This window comes from Streptomyces sp. NPDC006798, from assembly GCF_040635975.1.
In the GTDB taxonomy this organism is placed as follows: Bacteria; Actinomycetota; Actinomycetes; order Streptomycetales; family Streptomycetaceae; genus Streptomyces.
In genome coordinates, this window is sequence record NZ_JBEYIS010000043.1 from 38,539 (window position 1) to 54,792 (window position 16,254).

The 16,254-nt window shown below is 72.8% G+C and carries 15 protein-coding genes; 9 read left to right on the plus strand and 6 right to left on the minus strand.

Annotated features, from left to right (window positions below):
• Positions 1-86 precede the first annotated feature (86 nt).
• The 3 genes from ABZ714_RS25690 to ABZ714_RS25700 all read left to right on the plus strand — a co-directional run bounded on the left by ABZ714_RS25690 (position 87) and on the right by ABZ714_RS25700 (position 3,580).
• Complete coding sequence (locus ABZ714_RS25690) at positions 87-1,598, plus strand: histidine kinase (protein WP_358827682.1); 1,512 nt, start codon at positions 87-89, stop codon at positions 1,596-1,598.
• Positions 1,592-2,257, plus strand: coding sequence for a response regulator transcription factor (locus ABZ714_RS25695; protein ID WP_358827683.1), 666 nt, complete (start codon positions 1,592-1,594; stop codon positions 2,255-2,257). The genes ABZ714_RS25690 and ABZ714_RS25695 overlap by 7 nt, the downstream gene beginning before the upstream one ends.
• A 69-nt stretch (positions 2,258-2,326) precedes the next feature.
• Entirely contained in the window at positions 2,327-3,580 is a 1,254-nt protein-coding gene (locus ABZ714_RS25700; protein WP_358827684.1) for a hypothetical protein, read from the plus strand.
• 103 nt (positions 3,581-3,683) lie between these two features.
• Here the strand turns inward: ABZ714_RS25700 and ABZ714_RS25705 are convergent, their stop codons facing one another.
• Entirely contained in the window at positions 3,684-4,157 is a 474-nt protein-coding gene (locus ABZ714_RS25705; protein ID WP_358827685.1) for a hypothetical protein, read from the minus strand.
• A 146-nt stretch (positions 4,158-4,303) separates the two neighbouring features.
• Entirely contained in the window at positions 4,304-5,662 is a 1,359-nt protein-coding gene (locus tag ABZ714_RS25710; protein WP_358827686.1) for a hypothetical protein, read from the minus strand.
• 218 nt (positions 5,663-5,880) lie between these two features.
• On the opposite strand from ABZ714_RS25710, the gene ABZ714_RS25715 reads away from it, so the two are divergent.
• The 4 genes from ABZ714_RS25715 (at position 5,881) to ABZ714_RS25730 (ending at position 9,537) form a co-directional block, all read left to right on the plus strand.
• On the plus strand, positions 5,881-7,482 hold the full coding sequence (locus tag ABZ714_RS25715) for a chloride channel protein (RefSeq protein WP_358827687.1): 1,602 nt from the start codon (positions 5,881-5,883) through the stop codon (positions 7,480-7,482).
• A gap of 223 nt (positions 7,483-7,705) precedes the next feature.
• The gene (locus ABZ714_RS25720; protein WP_358827688.1) at positions 7,706-8,281 is read left to right on the plus strand and encodes a TerD family protein; all 576 of its coding nucleotides are present in this window, start codon (positions 7,706-7,708) and stop codon (positions 8,279-8,281) included.
• 152 nt (positions 8,282-8,433) lie between these two features.
• Entirely contained in the window at positions 8,434-9,216 is a 783-nt protein-coding gene (locus ABZ714_RS25725; RefSeq protein WP_358827689.1) for a 4'-phosphopantetheinyl transferase superfamily protein, read from the plus strand.
• 3 nt (positions 9,217-9,219) lie between these two features.
• The gene (locus tag ABZ714_RS25730) at positions 9,220-9,537 is read left to right on the plus strand and encodes a DUF6191 domain-containing protein (protein WP_358827690.1); all 318 of its coding nucleotides are present in this window, start codon (positions 9,220-9,222) and stop codon (positions 9,535-9,537) included.
• Between the two features lie 110 nt (positions 9,538-9,647).
• Here the strand turns inward: ABZ714_RS25730 and ABZ714_RS25735 are convergent, their stop codons facing one another.
• Positions 9,648-10,478 (minus strand): class I SAM-dependent methyltransferase, encoded by an 831-nt coding sequence (locus tag ABZ714_RS25735; RefSeq protein ID WP_358827691.1) that lies wholly within the window; start codon positions 10,476-10,478, stop codon positions 9,648-9,650.
• A gap of 69 nt (positions 10,479-10,547) precedes the next feature.
• Here ABZ714_RS25735 and ABZ714_RS25740 point away from each other — a divergent pair, with 69 nt between their 5' ends.
• Entirely contained in the window at positions 10,548-12,467 is a 1,920-nt protein-coding gene (locus ABZ714_RS25740; RefSeq protein ID WP_358827692.1) for a prolyl oligopeptidase family serine peptidase, read from the plus strand.
• A gap of 27 nt (positions 12,468-12,494) precedes the next feature.
• On the plus strand, positions 12,495-13,409 hold the full coding sequence (locus ABZ714_RS25745; protein WP_358827693.1) for an SURF1 family protein: 915 nt from the start codon (positions 12,495-12,497) through the stop codon (positions 13,407-13,409).
• Positions 13,410-13,452: 43 nt separating this feature from the next.
• Here ABZ714_RS25745 and ABZ714_RS25750 read toward each other — a convergent pair whose 3' ends face one another.
• The 3 genes from ABZ714_RS25750 to ABZ714_RS25760 all read right to left on the minus strand — a co-directional run bounded on the left by ABZ714_RS25750 (position 13,453) and on the right by ABZ714_RS25760 (position 15,996).
• Positions 13,453-13,812 (minus strand): hypothetical protein, encoded by a 360-nt coding sequence (locus ABZ714_RS25750; protein WP_358827694.1) that lies wholly within the window; start codon positions 13,810-13,812, stop codon positions 13,453-13,455.
• A 76-nt stretch (positions 13,813-13,888) separates the two neighbouring features.
• On the minus strand, positions 13,889-15,298 hold the full coding sequence (locus tag ABZ714_RS25755; RefSeq protein ID WP_358827695.1) for a hypothetical protein: 1,410 nt from the start codon (positions 15,296-15,298) through the stop codon (positions 13,889-13,891).
• Complete coding sequence (locus ABZ714_RS25760) at positions 15,295-15,996, minus strand: SigE family RNA polymerase sigma factor (protein WP_358827711.1); 702 nt, start codon at positions 15,994-15,996, stop codon at positions 15,295-15,297. The genes ABZ714_RS25755 and ABZ714_RS25760 overlap by 4 nt, the downstream gene beginning before the upstream one ends.
• Positions 15,997-16,254 lie beyond the last annotated feature (258 nt).

The following is a 16,254-nucleotide window of genomic DNA, read 5'->3' on the forward strand; positions in this document are numbered from 1 at the left end:
GGGCTCGAACCGAGGGGTGAGTGGAGGTCGGAAATCAACCCGTGCTCCGACGCGTCTCCACCCTCGTGGCCCGCAGAATTGCGGGTATGAAAGGACAGGAAGACCGACTCCGTGACCGGCCTGCTCGGCGGCTGCCGCGGTTCCTGCTGCTCTCTCCCGAGGAGCACGGGGTGCGTACGGCTTCGCCGTCCCGGCTGCCCGGCACCGACGCGATCGGCCGGGCCGGGCTCGCGCGGCGGATAGCGGAATGGGTGCGGACACCCGTATATCCCTGGATCAGCGGGGGGCTGCTGGCGGCCGGGGCGATCGCGGAGGTGCTGCGGCTGGACGCCGGGACCACGGTGGCCGTGGTGATCGCCGTAGCCGCCGTGGCGACGGCGCTCGCGGCGACCCTGCCTCTGATGTGGCGTCGGGCCTGCCCGGCGTTGGCGGGGTATCTCGCCGTCCTTGCCTCGCCGTTGAACTTCCTGTTCCGGCCCGCCCTGTTCCTCTCCGTCTGCATAGGCGGGCTGATCGGCTTCTACACCCTCGCCCGCCATCGGGTGCACCATCCGGTGGCGCTGGCCGCCTCCGGTGTCGGGCTGATGGCCGTGGTCGATCTGCTCCATGTGACGACCGACGTCTTCGACGGGCCGTACTCCGACCCCTTGGCGCTCGGCTCCCGGGGATCGCTCGGATACTTCGCCGAGTCGTTTCTGATCGGACTGGCGATCGTGGCGGCGGTGAGCGCCGGGGACGCGGTCCGCAGTCGCGAGGGGGCCCGGCGGGAGCGGGCGGCGGCGCAGGCCGAACTGATACGTCTGGAGCGGCACAAGGCGGCGGAGGCGGAGCGCCGGGCCATCGCGCGCGAGCTGCACGACATCGTCTCGCACTCGGTGTCGGTGATCGCGGTCCAGGCCGAAAGCGCGACCTATACGACACCGGGGCTCTCGCCCGAGGGCCGTGACGGCTTCCAGCAGATAGCCGGATCGTCCCGGGAGGCACTGAACGAGCTGAGACAACTGCTCAATGTGCTGCGCTCCGACGAGGTCACGGGGCGGCGGACGGCCGCCGAGGCTCCGCAGCCGACCCTCGACCGGCTGGACGAGCTGCTGGCCCGCCACCGTGACGGCGGGGGCAGCGCCCGGCTGACCGTCTCGGGGCACCGGCGGCGGCTGCCGGGGTCGATCGAGCTGACCGCCTATCGGATCGTGCAGGAGGCCCTGACGAATGTCCGTCGGCACGCACCGCGGGCCACCGCCGAGATCGGGCTGGAGTACGGGGTGAACCGGCTGGCGGTCCGGGTCCTGGACGACGGGCCGGGGCCCGAGGTGGGAGCGACGGCGCCCGTGCGGGGGCATGGGCTCATCGGGATGACGGAGCGGGTGACGCTGGCGGGTGGACGGCTGGCCACGGGGCGCGGGCCGGACGGAGGCTTCCTGGTCGCCGCCGAACTGCCCGTCGCCGTCGAAGGCCGCGGCGAGTGGGGCGGCGGGAAGGGCCGGCCGGCCGCACCGGAGGAGAACGGTTCGCCGGCGGTAGCGGTGGGTGTCATGAGCGGGGACGCGACAGCCGGCGGCAGTGCCGGGCGGCGTGGTGGAAAGGGGCGGGGATGGTGATCCGGGCCGTGGTGGCGGACGACCAGGCCATGGTCCGGGCCGGGTTCGTCAACCTCCTCTCGACCCAGGACGACATCGAGGTGGTCGGTGAGGCGGCGGACGGGGCGGAGGCGGTCCGGATCGTGCTGGAGCGGCGGCCCGATATCGCGCTGCTCGATATCAGAATGCCGGTGATGAACGGGGTGGACGCGGCCCGGCGGATCGTCTCGGAGGCCGACAGCGCCACCCGGGTCCTGATGTTCACCACTTTCGGACTCGACGAATACATCTACGAGTCGCTGGCGGCAGGGGCCAGCGGATTCCTCCTCAAGGACGCCACCTTTCCCGAACTGCTGCACGCGGTAAGGGTGATCGCGGCGGGTGAGGCGCTGCTCGCGCCCGCGGTGACCAAGCGGCTGATCGCCGAGTTCGCCCGGCTGCACCGGCCGGTGCTCGCGGGGAAGCCCGCGGTGGATCTGACACCACGGGAGATCGATGTACTGGTCCTGATCGCCCGGGGGCTCTCCAATGCCGAGATATCCACCGCCCTGTCGATCTCCGACCATACGGTGAAGACCCATATCAACCGGATCTTCGCCAAGACGGGGCTCCGGGACCGGGCTCAGGCGGTGATCCTGGCGTATGAGACGGGGTTGGTGACACCGGAGACCGTAGGGTGACGCTCTGACCGCCGGTGTATCCCTCTCCCGGAGGGGTGCCGGGTGGGCGCTCCCGTACAGGAGAACCCCGTGCCCCAGTTCTCGCGCAGGTTCGTCGCCGTCTCGTGCACCGTACTGATCACCTTGTATGTCTCCCGGGCCGGAGGCGTGGACGGCCCGACGGGTGGCGAGGCGGGCAGGACGGTCACCACCGCGGAGCCGCCTGCCCGGCTCTCCGCCTCGGCCGCCGCTGGAGCGGAGCCGGGGTCGGGTGCGGGGTCGGCGGCCGGGCCCGGGGGCGATACCGGGGGTGACGGGAAGGCAACGGGGGATCAAGAGGCGGCTGATCCGGGTGTGATGGGGCGATCGGGGCTCGCGGAGGTGGCGGCCCGGGTGCGGGTGCTGGCGGGGCTGGATATCGACGCGGGGCAGCAGCCGGAGGGCATCGCCGTCGAACCGGACGGGTCGACGGTGGTCACCTTCGCCCATACCCGCCAGATCGCCCGGATCTCCCCGGCCGGGAAGGTACGGGTTCTGGCGACCCTGCCCGCTCCCCCGCCGTCGGCCGAGACTCCGGCCGTGGGGGAGCCGTTCCTCGGCGGGATCGTCCGGGCCGGCGACGGAACGCTCTATGTCACCTACGGCACCGGTACCGCGGAACTCACCGGGGTGTGGCGGTTGTCGCCGGACGGCGGCGGTATGCGCCGGATCGCCGTCCTGCCCGCCGACGGGCTGCCGAACGGGATCGCGCTGGACTCCCGGGCCGGGCAGCTGTATGTGACCGATTCCGTCGCCGGGGTGATCCTGCGGGTGCCGCGGGGCGGGGGGCGGGCGGTGGTCTGGAGTTCGGATCCGCTGCTGGCCCCGGATCCGGCGGGGTTCGCCGGAGCCAATGGGATCAGGGTGCACCGGGGCGCGGTCTGGGTGACCAACCACGACCGGGGGACGGTCCTCCGGTTCCCGGTGACCGGGTCAGCGGAAGCTCCCGCTGCCGGGCGGCCCGGGACGGTGGCCGAGGGGCTGGGCGAGATCGACGATCTGGAGTTCACGGGGGACGGTGACACCCTGCTCGTCACCGGAGTGACCGACAGCCGGTTGCTCCTGATCCGCGGCAGAGACGGGGGCGGCGGCGGGGACCGTGACGGGGGCGGCGGGGGCGCGTCAGCGGGGCGAGCGGTCGTACCCGTACTGGACGAGGACGACGGGCTGCGGAACCCGTCGGCGCTGGCCCGGGACGGCGCCCGGATGTGGATCGCCAACTCGGCGCACTACACGCTGGCCGAGCCCCGCGTCCTGGTGATGCCCGTACCCCGGTGGGCCGGGCGGCTGACGGGCGACGGGTGACGGGTGACGGGCAACCGTGAGGGGCGGCCGACCAGGGTGTGCGGTCGGCCGCCCCCGTAACACCGGACGGAATGTCGGTCCTTCGGCGGAAGCGCCGTACGGCTCAGAGCAGCGGCTCCTCGTCCGTGGAGCGGTACACCGCCAGGGCCCAGATGATGAACACATCGATCGCGATCATGATCAGTGCCCAGACCGGCAGATAGGGCAGGAAGAGGAACTGCGCGATCAGGCTGATCGAGGCCAGGAAGATACCCAGCCAGCGCGCCCACTCCATGTTCTTGAGCACCCCGTAGCCGGTGATCACCAGCAGGATGCCGAGAATCAGATGGATCCAGCCCCAGCCGCTGAGGTTGATCCGGTAGACGTAGTCCCCGACCGCGCCGTAGACCACGTCCTTGTTGATGGCCGCGATGCCCTGGAGGATCGCCAGGACGCCGTTGCACAGCATCAGGACCCCGGCGAAGACGACCCCGCCGACCGCCCATGCGCTGTTGCCCGGTGAACCGGAGCCCGCTCCGCGGCCGGTCCGGGACCTGTGCGGCGGCGGGGCCCCGGTCGGCTGTGATGCCTGGGTCATGGGACTCTCCTTCGTCATCCCGTACGCCCGACGCGCACAGGGTTCCGGATTCGAGCGTCGGACCGGACCTCGCGTACCGCTATTCGGATGCACCCGTTCGGGTGATGTCCGGAATGACGACCCGGGCGGGAGGACGGTCCGGCGGGTCAGCCGGTCCCGTCGGCGGACCGGCCTTTTCCGGCCACCCGGGGCCGCCGGGGGTCCTCGGAGCCTTCAGAGCCCTCGGGGTCCTCCGGCGGGTCGGCGAGGAAGTCCACGATCGCCAGGGCGAGCAGCAGACAGAGCACGATGCCGACCACGACCCATGCCGTGGGATAACTCCACAGCAGATAGCTCAGCAGTGCCAGGGCGACCAGGACCCAGAGGATCCAGCGGCGGTAGCGGCGCAGCCAGGGGCCGACCGGGCCGGTGCGCAGCCCGGCGTGGTCGGCGGAGGACCGTACCGCGCGGATACCGGAGTGCCAGAATCCGCGGACCAGGGCGGCCCGCCGCCCCCGGCCGGTCAGCCAGGCGCCGAGAGCGATCACGATGCCCAGGGCGACGACCATCCGGATGGTGGTCCGCATCAGCCGGACCATGGCGTCGTAGACCGCGCCCGCGGCGGGACGGGAGGCCGAGGCCGGGAGCGCGTCCAGATAGACCGCGCGGAAGACGGTCAGTCCGAGGCCGAGGACCAGGGTCGCGAAGGCGACTCCGAGCACCGCGGCGACCAGGGTCCGGCGGCGGTGGACGGCGAGCAGCACTCCCGCCGCGACCAGGACCAGGGCCAGGACCGGCAGCCAGAACCCGGCCAGCTGAAGCAGCCGGAAGCCGGTCTTCAGCTTTCCGATGTCATCGGATTTGACGACCGTGAACTGGGTGTGGATCTCGGGGATCTTTCCGGCGACGGTCAGCCCGTCGGCCACCAGATCGGCCTTGACCTGCTCGATCACGGGTGCCAGGTCGATCTGGACGGCATTGTCGGTGAGCTGGATCGCGCCGCCGCCGCTGCCGGTCAGGGCTTTGTCCACAGCGTTGTGGATCTTCCGGTTCGCGTTCACCCAGAAGGTCTGGAAGCGGTCGGAGGCGACGATCTGCCGCGTCTTGTCGTGGACGAAGCTGCGGACCGCTCCCTCCAGCGCGCCGCCCAGCTTGCCGAGGGCGGCCGCCACCCTCGGCCGTTCCGCCGGGGCGACGCCCTCCAGCAGGGTGTTGAGGTCGATATGGGCCATCACGGCGTCGGTCACCCGGTTCGCCACCGCGTCCTGGACGTCGGCGTTCGCGGCGATGGGGGCGATTGTGGAGACATAGCGGTCCGTGTCACCGACCTCCTGGGACGCCCAGGCGGCGACGACGCTCAGCGGGGCGAGCAGACAGCCGATCACGATCAGCAGGGCGGAGAAGAAGGCGCGGACGCGGTGGTGCCCGGCGGGCGGGCGGGTCCGCTCCAGCGCCGCGACGCGCTCGCGGAGGCGGTGGAGTTCGTCGTCGTGGGGGTCGGCGGGGCCCGGGGTCCCGTCAGCCATGAGCGCCTCCTCCACCACCGGGCCTCGGGGCCGTTCGTGCCGGGCGTCCGGATCGGGCGTCCGTACCGTCCCGTCCCGAATCCGCGGGAGGGGGCCGTCACCGCCAGCGAATCGGTAGTGCGCCGGGCGGGCGAGCGTTGGTGACCCGTACGGGTGCGGGATCACCCGTACGGGCCCGTCCCCGCGCCGGGGGTCCGGCGGGGGCTTTGAGTGGAGGCATGCGTACGGACGACGGAACGGCGCCGCCCGGCGGAAGCGGCGGCCCCGGTTCCGGACGGGGCTCCGGTTCCGGACCGGGCTCCGGGTCGGGCCGCGACGGCGCGGATCCCGGGCCGCGAGACGGGCCGCGCGACGGGTCCGGGCCGAGTGCCGGGACGGGTGCCACAGCGGGCGGGGACGAATCGGCGCGGGCACCGGGGGCGGCGGCGCCCAGCGGGCCCGGTACGGCGAGTGATGTCCCGCTGGGGAACGTCCTGCGCAGCCGCGGCTATCTCGTCCTGCTGCTGTTCTCGGCGGTCATCGGCGCACCGATCGCCTTCCTCTCGTTCCTCTTCGTCACCCTCCAGCACGAACTCCAGCACGCCGTCTGGACCGAACTCCCGCAGGCCGTCGGCTACTCGGAGCCCCCGTGGTGGTGGCCGCTGCCCGCGTTGCTGCTGGCCGGGCTGATCCTGGCGCCGGTCGTCACCCGCTTCCCGGGCGGTGGCGGCCACCGGCCGGTGGACGGTCTCGGCGGGCCGCCGCTCGGGCCCGAGGCGCTGCCCGGGGTGGTGCTCGCGGCGCTGGCGACCCTGCCGCTGGGGGTGGTACTCGGCCCGGAGGCGCCCCTGATGGCGCTGGGCAGCGGGCTGGCGCTGCTCGCCCTGCGGGCGGTCCGGAGCGCCGCCCATCCCAAGGCGGGTCTCGTCCTGGCCATGAGCGGTTCGACGACCGCGATCTCCACCATCTTCGGCGGGCCGCTGGTCGCGGTCGTGATGATCGTCGAGGCGGCGGGGCTCGCGGGCACCCAGCTCTTCGTCCTGCTGCTGCCCTGTCTGCTGGCGAGCGGGGTCGGCGCGCTGGTCTTCACCGGTTTCGGGCAGTGGACCGGGCTGTCCACGGGCGCCCTGTCGCTGCCTTCCGTACCGCCGGACGCCACCCCGGACGCGGGTGACTTCCTCTGGGGCGTACCGGTCGCCGTGGTGATCGCCGTGATCGTGTTCCACGCCCACCGGCTGGGTTCGGTCACCGCCGTGTGGACCCGGACGAGGACCGGGCCGCGCACGGTGGTCTGCGCCGTCGCGGTGGGGGTGCTGATTTCCGCGTACGCCCTGATCACCGGCCGTTCCCCGGCGGAGGCGGCGCTCTCGGGGCAGGCCACGCTGGGGGTGCTGGCGGCCGACCCGGGGGCCTGGCCGGTCGCGGCGCTGCTGGCGCTCGTCCTCTGCAAGGGGCTGGCCTGGGGGATCGCGCTCGGCGGGCTGCGCGGCGGGCCGATCTTCCCGGCGGTGCTGCTGGGCGCGGCGATGGGGGTGGCCTGTTCGGGGCTGCCGGGGCTGGGGGTGACAGCGGGTCTCGCGCTCGGGGTGGTGACCGCGACGGCCGTGGTCACCCGGCTGCCGGTGACCAGTGCCGTACTGGCCGCCCTGCTGCTCGGTCCCGACGCGGCGAATCAGATGCCGCTGGTGGCGGTCTGCTCGGTGATCGGCTTCGTCGCGGCCCAGGTGCTGGAGGGCATCGGCGCCTCGGCCGGAAAGACCGAAACGCAGACCGGGAAGACCGGGAGGCAGCCGGAAAAGCAGACCGGGAACGGGACCGGGGCGGAACCGGCGGCCGGCTGATCCGGAGGCGCGCGAGTGGTCCGGAGACGCCCGGGCGGTCCGGTGGTCCGGTCCCGGTGGGGCCGTTCGGGTGGCCTATAAGCCAGGGAGTACGGCGTACGGGACAAAAGTTCACGGACTTTGCCGGAGCCGGGAACCGGGGCCGGGGTCGGCTCGTTGGACACATTGGGCAAAGGAAACGTCAAGGAAGGCGCGGCCCGCGCCGGATTGCGCAGGGATTTCCATGGGTGTCAGCCTTTCCAAGGGCGGCAATGTCTCGCTGACCAAGGAGGCCCCTGGCCTGTCCGCGGTCGTCGTGGGCCTCGGCTGGGACGTCCGGACGACCACCGGGACGGACTTCGACCTCGACGCGAGCGCGCTGCTGGTCGACGGCAACGGCAAGGTCGTCTCGGACCAGCACTTCGTCTTCTTCAACAACCTCAAGAGCCCCGAGGGCGCCGTGGAGCACACGGGCGACAACCTCACGGGTGAGGGCGAGGGCGACGACGAGCAGATCAAGGTCAACCTGGATACCGTCCCGGCCCAGGTCGAGAAGATCGTCTTCCCGGTCTCCATTCACGAGGGCGAGAGCCGCGGCCAGTCCTTCGGCCAGGTGCGCAACGCGTTCATCCGCGTGATCAACCAGGCCGGCGGCGCCGAGCTGGCCCGCTACGACCTGAGTGAGGACGCCTCGACGGAGACCGCGATGGTCTTCGGCGAGCTGTACCGCCACGGCGCGGAGTGGAAGTTCCGGGCCGTGGGCCAGGGGTACGCCTCCGGGCTGCGCGGCATCGCCCAGGACTTCGGCGTCAACATCTGACCCGGTCGGGTTCGGCGAGAACCGGGGATCCTCGATACAGGGGATCCGCGAGCAACAGAGGACAAGGGTCCGCCACTTCGACGTGGCGGGCCCTTGCCCGGCTCCGGGGGCGGTGATCCACTGGTTGCCCCGTCGTACGCACCATCACCCCGATGAACCGGTTCGCCGGAAAGCCGGAAACCGGAGAGGACGAGGCAGCTGTGGCCACGACCGCCGAGCATCTCGCACCACCCCCGGGCATCGACCTGGTCTGGTACGGCCGGGTGGCCGAACTGGCCGAGGAGGCGCTCGCCCACCGCCATCTGCTCGACGCCGAGGAGTCGTCCCGGCTGGACGCCTTTCTCCGGCCCGTGGACCGGCACGCCTACGCGGTGGCGCATGTGACGCTCCGTCGGCTGCTGGGGGCGCGGCTGGGTATCGACCCCGCGGCGGTGACGATGGAGCGCCGCCCCTGCGGGCAGTGCGGCGGGCCGCACGGCCGTCCGGCCGTGCCGGGCGACCGGATCCACTTCTCCCTCTCGCACACCAGCCGGACGGCCGACGGCCGGGTGCTGATCGCGCTGGCCGAGGCACCGGTGGGGGTGGACGTCGAGGCCGTGCCGAACGCGAGCACGGTCGCCGAGGTGAGCGGCCAGCTGCACCCCCGTGAACGGACGGAGCTGAACGCGCTGGCGCCCGGGGACCGCCCGCTGGCCTTCGCCCGCTGCTGGACCCGTAAGGAGTCCGTCCTCAAGGCGACGGGTGCCGGGCTGGGTGAGGGCGTGGCCGGTATCCATGTCGGCGCCGGGCCTCTCCCCCGGCCGGACGCGATGGGGCCGGGGCTCCCCTGCGCCCTGTCGGATCTGCCCGCGGGGCCGGGGTACGCGGCGGCGGTGGCCCTGCTCGGGGCGGGGTCGCGGGACCTCGGCCGGGCCGCGATACGCGCCGGGGGCTGAGCCGTGCAGTTCATCGTCTTCATGACGCTGCCGGGGCTGGTGATCCTGCTGACCGTGATCGCCTTCGTGGACTACGCCCTGCGGGCCACCGGGCGCGGCCGGCGGACCGGGCGGGTCTCCGCGACCGGCTTCGAGCAGTTGCACGCGTCCTTCTCGCCGGGGAAGGCGACGGAGCTGAGGGAGCGGCACAGCTCCCTGCTGATGAAGGACGACGACGAGGACGGGGCGCCGCCGAATCGTTCCACCGTGGATCTGGACGGCGGGGTCGCGGTGGTACGGCTGCCCTCGGAGCCGGGGAGCCGTACGGCGCGGGAACGCTGACCCGGGCCCGGGCCGGAGCCCGGCGATGTGTGCCGGTCCCGGGCTGCCGGATCTCCGGGCCGAGCTCCCGGGCGGCCGTGGTTCCGGGCCGCCCGGGAGCCGGGCACCGGTCAGGCCGGGCGGGTCGCCTTGAGGGAGTACATCAGGGGGATCCGGGGCTGTCCGGCGGGGAAACGGCGGTAGCCGTCCCGTACTTCCAGGGACGCGAACCGGTCCCAGAGCGTCATGTCGTGCTCGTGCAGGAACTCCAGCCGCAGTCCGGTCGCGCAGATCGCCGAGACGACCCGCCCGATCGGGTGCTGCCATTCCACCGTGCGGTTGTGGGCGGTGGTGGCGGCCGGGTCGGTGTACGTGCCCGGCTCGTCCTCCTCCCACGGCTCGCGGCTGAAGTAGTCATGGACCACCCGGGTCCCCGTCTCGTCGTCGAGGACGTCGGTGATCGGGTGGAACTCGGCGAGATAGAGGAAGCCGCCGGGTGCCACGAAGGACGCCGCGACCTCGGCCCAGCGGTCGATGTCCGGCAGCCAGCTGAGGGCGCCGAGGCCGGTGTAGACGATGTCGTACGGGCCCGGGGGCACGGTGTGGGGCGCGTCGTACACATCGGAGGTCACGAACGCGGCCCGCTCGGGGCCGAGGCCGATCTCCTCGGCGATGGCGCCCGCGGCGGTGACGGCGGGCGCGGAGAAGTCGAGGCCGACGACGCGCGAGGCGCCGCGCCGGGCCCAGCTCAGGGTGTCGAGACCGAAGTGGCACTGGAGATGGAGCAGACTGCGGCCGGTGACGTCGCCGACCTCCGTCAGCTCGAAGTCGCGCAGCCGGTCCTCACCCGCGCGAAAGGCGTCGACGTCGTAGAAGTCACTGGCCACATGGATGGGGACCCGCTCGTCCCAGTTGGATCGGTTGGCGTCGCGCCAGTCGTCGGGGATCGTGGATGCTGACATGGCCCGACGTTATCCACAGGCTGAGGACGGCGCGAACGGTTTGTCGGCGTCCCGGCGCAGAATGGGGTCATGACTGAGACCACGCAGCCGAATCAGCCGCAGGCCCCGGCCTGGGAGCAGCGCTTCCGGGCGCCTCGTGTCTCCCTTCCCGACTGGGCCAGGGACGCCCCCGACCGCTCGTTGTTCGTCTCGAACGCGACGGGGACCTACGAGCTGTACGCCTGGGACCGGGCCACCGGTGAGCAGCGGCAGGTCACCGACCGGCCGAACGGCACGACGAGCGGGACGCTCTCCCCGGACGGCGAGTGGATCTGGTGGTTCTCGGACACGGACGGGGACGAGTTCGGGATATGGCTGCGGCAGCCCTTCGGCGGCGGGCCCGACGAGCCCGCGGTGCCGGGGCTGGCTCCTTCCTATTCGGCGGGTCTGGCGATCGGTGCGAACGGGGTCGCGGTGGTCGGGCGGTCCACCGACGAGGACGGTTCGACGATCCATGTCGTACGGCCGCCGGGGCGGGACGCCGCGGATACAGCGGGTGCCGTCGGTGAGGGCGGGGCCGGGGAGCCGGTCGCGGGGCCGGTGGAGATCTACCGGCACCGGGAGTCGGCGGGGGTCGGTGATCTCTCGCACGACGGCACGCTGATCGCCGTCGAGCACACCGAGCACGGCGACGCGATGCACTCGGCGCTGCGGGTGGTCCGGCTCGACGGGAGTACGGTCGCCGAGCTGGACGACACCCGGGGCGGCACGGAGGAGCTGGGTCTGGAGGTCCTCGGGTTCGCCCCGGTGGACGGGGACACCCGGCTGCTCGTGGGGCATCAGCGCCGGGGCCGCTGGGAGCCGATGATCTGGGACGTGGCCTCCGGTGCGGAGATCCCGCTGGCGATCGATCTGCCGGGCGATGTGGCCGCCGAGTGGTTCCCCGACGGTTCGGGACTGCTGATCGCCCACAGTTTCAAGGCCCGGGGCGAGCTGTGGCGGTACGATCTGGCAACCGGGGAGCCGACTCGGATCGACTCCCCGGCGGGGTCGGTCTCCGGGGCGACGGCGCGGCCCGGTGGCGAGGTGGAGTATCTGTGGTCGTCGGCGGCGCTGCCGCCGCAGGTGCGGTCGACGTCGGGCGGGGTGGTGCTGGATCCGCCCGGGCCGAAGGCGCCGGAGTCGGTGCCGGTGGAGGACGCCTGGGTGGAGGGGCCGGGCGGTACGGTCCACGCCCTGGTGCAGCGGCCCGCCGGGGCGAGTGGTCCGCTGCCGACGGTCTTCGAGATCCACGGCGGCCCGACGTGGCACGACAGCGACGCCTTCGCGGCGGGTCCGGCGGCCTGGGTCGACCAGGGCTATGCGGTGGTCCGGGTCAACTACCGGGGCTCGACGGGCTACGGCCGGGCGTGGACGGACGCGCTGAAGCACCGGGTGGGGCTGATCGAGCTGGAGGACATCGCGGCGGTCCGCGAGTGGGCGGTGGAGTCCGGGCTGGCCGACCCGGAGCGGCTGATCCTGGCGGGCGGCTCGTGGGGCGGCTATCTCACCCTCCTCGGTCTCGGCACCCAGCCCGATGCGTGGGCACTCGGTCTGGCCGCGGTGCCCGTCGCCGACTATGTGACGGCGTACCACGACGAGATAGAGGCGCTGAAGGCGATGGACCGGACGCTGCTGGGCGGGACGCCGGAGGAGGTGCCGGAGCGGTTCGAGGCGTCGTCGCCGCTGACATATGTGGACGCGGTCCGGGCGCCGGTCTACATCTCGGCCGGGGTGAACGACCCCCGCTGCCCCATCCGCCAAGTGGAGAACTATGTGGACCGGCTGGCGGCCCGGGGCGCGGTCCACGAGGTCTACCGCTATGACGCGGGCCATGGGTCCCTGGTCGTGGAGGAGCGGATCAAGCAGGTGGCGATGGAGATCGCCTTCGCCGAGGCGCATCTGCCGAAGCCTGGTCACGGCTCGGCCGGCGCTGGCGGCGCGGCCGGAGAGGGGGGTGCGGCCGAATAGCCCGGACGCGTTCCGTACCGTGGAGGGGTGTACAGGTTCCTGCTGACGCCCCGGTGGCTGGGCATCAATCTCTTCGCCGTGCTGGCGATCCCGCTGTGCATCTTCATGGGGACCTGGCAGCTCGGCCGGTTCGAGGACCGCGCCGAGGCCCAGAAGGAGGCGGAGCGGGCGCCCACGGCGGAGGAGCTGAAGCCGACGCCGCTGGACCGGCTGCTGCCGGTGGACAAGGAGACGTCCGGCCGGACGGCGACCGCCGAGGGGCGTTACGGCGAGCAGTTCCTCGTCCCGGGGCGGAAGCTGGACGACCTGACCGGGTCGTATGTCCTCACCCTGCTGAAGACCGACGGGGGCCGGGTGCTTCCGGTGATCCGGGGCTGGCTTCCGGAGGGTGCCGAGGCGCCCGCCGCGCCGACGGGCCGGGTCGCGGTCGCGGGCGCCCTCCAGGCGTCGGAGACCGTCGGCAAGGACGGGGTGCACACGGCGGGCGGGCTGCCCGAGGGGCAGCTGGCGATGATCAGTGCGGCGGCGCTGGTCAATCTCGTCCCGGACGATGTGTACGACGCCTACATCACCCTCAGCCGGGCGGACGCGGGGCTGAAGGCGGTTCCGGCGACGCTGCCGGAGGGCACCGGGCTGGATCTGAAGGCGTTCCAGAACCTGGGGTACTCGGGCGAGTGGTACGCCGGGGTGGCGTTCATCCTCTTCATGTGGTTCCGGTTCTTCCGGCGGGAGGTGGAACTGCAGAAGGACGCGGCCCTGGGGCTGATGCCGGAGACCGGTTCCGGTCCCGGGCCGGGCGGGGAAACGGGCGCGGTCCCGGACCCCGACAAGGGCCCGGACACGGACGCGGGCCCCGACGCGGAGCCGGACGCGGGTCGGGAGACCGGTGCCGCCGAGGTCAGCGCCGGGGCTGAGGCCGGGGCCGGGCGGGCGTCGGGCTGAGGCCGGGCGTTCCCGGAGCCGGTACGGCGGTCCGCGGGGCCGGTCAGGGCGACGGGTAGGGCGTCCAGCGGGGCGAGGCTTCGCGGTCGTAGTGGGCGAAGGTGCCGGGGACGATATCCGTCAGGGTGATCCACTCGTCTGCGGGGGACCAGTCGGGGTCGCCCACAGCCTGGGCGGCGATGGGTGAGTACTGCCAGCCGAGCAGGGCGCGGGGCGGGGGCGTGTCACCGGGTGGCGGATCGTCCTCTTCCCAGTCCTCGGGCCGGTACTCGGTGCCGTCCGTGTCGAGTTCCAGGATCCGGCCGAGGAAGTCCCGGCCGTCGCGGAGGGTGAAACCCACGGTCTCCCGCCGGTCCGCGCGGATCCGGAGATGGCCGCAGAGGGCCCGGATCGTGTCGTCCACGGCTCGTACTCTCGCGCCTCTCGGGTACCGGTCGGCCCGGGAGCCGGGCCGTCATGGTCGTCGCGGGTGCGGCGGGTCAGCCGCTCAGGAGGCCCGTGCGGTAGACCGTACCGGCGCAGACGTCGTCGATACCGGTCGCGGCCACCGCACCGGCCTGGGAGATGTGCTGGACGTGGATCATGGCCCAGTCGGGTGTGGGGTTGCCGGTGCCCGGTTGGCTCTCGCCCCCGGCCGGGGGCGCGCCGCCCGGGTTCTCGGCGCCGCCGCCGGTGGTGCCCTCGGTGGCCGTGGGGTCGGGAGACGGATTGCCGGTGGAACAGGACTCACCGGGGACGAAGGCGAACTTCACCTCGTACGCCTCCCCGGGCTCCAGCAGGACCGAGGCCAGCTCCGTCGACGGGTCGGGCAGCCCGGGGGCCGCGTCACCGGCGACGTGCTCGACCACCTGGAGCTTGGACATATCCGCGGCGCCGCTCCCGTGAATGTCCACATCGCCGTTGTCCGTGACCACACATGAGGTGTCGGAGCGGTTGGCGATCCGGAAGGAGCCGTAGACCGTACCGCTCGCGTCGGGCGCGTCCGCGCTCTCCGAGACGGTGCGAAGCTGGCCTTGGCCGCAGATGGGCGGGGGCACGGAAACGCTGCCGCCGTCGCTGTTGCCGGGGTTCTGGGGGCCCGGGGCACGGGTCTGGCCGCCGGGCTCGCCCTTGGGGCCGCCGGGCCGCTGACCGGGCGCGGTCTCCTTGCCCTTGCTCGGGGTCGGCTGGGGCCGGGCGGGGCCCTCGCGGTCGCCCGTGGTGCCCGGGCTGCCGCCCTCGTTGCCGCCGGTGGGCCGTTCGTGGCCGGCGTTCGCGGTGTTGGTCCGGTTGTCGCTCTTGGCGTCGGCCACATGCAGCAGCGCCGGTACGGCGGTCCCCGTGAGGACCACGGCGGCGACCGCGCCGATCAGCAGTTGGCGCTTCCGGGCGCGGCGCGCCGGTACGGCCGTCCGCAGCCGGTCCAGGGCGTTGTCGGCGGGCCGGAGGTCGTCGACCGCGCCGTGGAGCAGCCGGCCGAGGTCCAGCTCGGGTCCGGCCGCGAAGACGGGGACCACCGGTGCGGTGTCCGGCGTGGCGTCCGGTGCGGTGTCCGGCGTGGCGTCCGGTGCGGTGTCCGGCGTACCGACGGTGGCGACCGGAACGGTCTGGTCGGCCGGGTCGACCGGGGCGGCAGAATCCGACGCATCGGCAGGGTCCGCCGGCTCAGTCGAATCAGCCGGCTCAGTCGAATCAGCCGGGTCAGCCGGGTCAGCCGGGTCCGTCGCGGCCGGGTCCGCGGCCGGGGTCTCCGCGTCGGGGGTGTCCTGGGCGGTCGGAGGGACCGGGTCGCCCTGGTCGTGTTCGTGTTCCGGCCCGTTGTTCACAATTCCGTTTCCAGTCCGGTCGTCGAGGGGTCCGTCCGGCCCGTACCGGTCAGTTCGTATGCCGTCGTCGCGCGCGCCGCTCATTTCGTCGCCTCCATGGCGATCCGGAGCGCCGCTATGCCCCGGGAGCCGTACGCCTTCACCGAGCCGAGGGATATCCCCAGCGTCTGGGCGACCTGGGCCTCGGTCATATCCGCGAAGTAGCGGAGTACGAGCACCTCGCGCTGACGGCGCTGGAGTCCCCGCATGGCCTTGATCAGGTCGTCCCGTTCGAGCTGCTCGTACGCCCCCTCCTCCGCGCTCGCCATGTCCGGCATCGGCTTGGAGAGCAGCTTGAGCCCGAGGATCCGGCGGCGCAGCGCCGAGCGGGAGAGGTTGACCACGGTCTGCCGCAGATAGGCGAGGGTCTTCTCGGGGTCCCTGACGCGCTTGCGCGCGGAGTGCACCCGGATGAACGCCTCCTGGACGACGTCCTCGCAGGAGGCGGTGTCGTCGAGGAGCAGCGCGGCCAGTCCCAGCAGGGAGCGGTAGTGGGCGCGGTAGGTCTCGGTGAGGTGGTCGACGGTCGTCCCGAGCGCCACCGCGGGCACCGTCGCCGTCATGGTCGCCGACCCGTTCGGGCCCGTGCCGGACCCCGGCCCCCTGCCGTTCCCCGTCGCGGCCGGGGTCGCCGGTTCGGCGCCGTCACGCTGCGGGGGGATGGCCGGGGCCAGCGCCGGAGCGGCGGCCCGGGATCGGGGGGGCGTCGAGGGTGAGGACGGTACGGGCGCGATCACCGGCATGCCCCCCGGCAGGCGCAGCGGCCTGCGGAAGGGGCGTACGGGAACGCCGGGTGTCGCCACCCCTGCGATGTCGAGTACCTCTGCCACGTCTGTTGGACACGCTTCCCCCCGTCAGGGTTGTACGCGCACGCCACCGCTTTCGACCGTGGATTCTCTGCAGCCATGCGTACTCGCTCTTCCCCAATGCCCCTTTGTCGCGGCTGTCACGGCCCCGACCGGCGATGACCGCAGAGACGCTCCCGGCACGGCCGCTGGTTG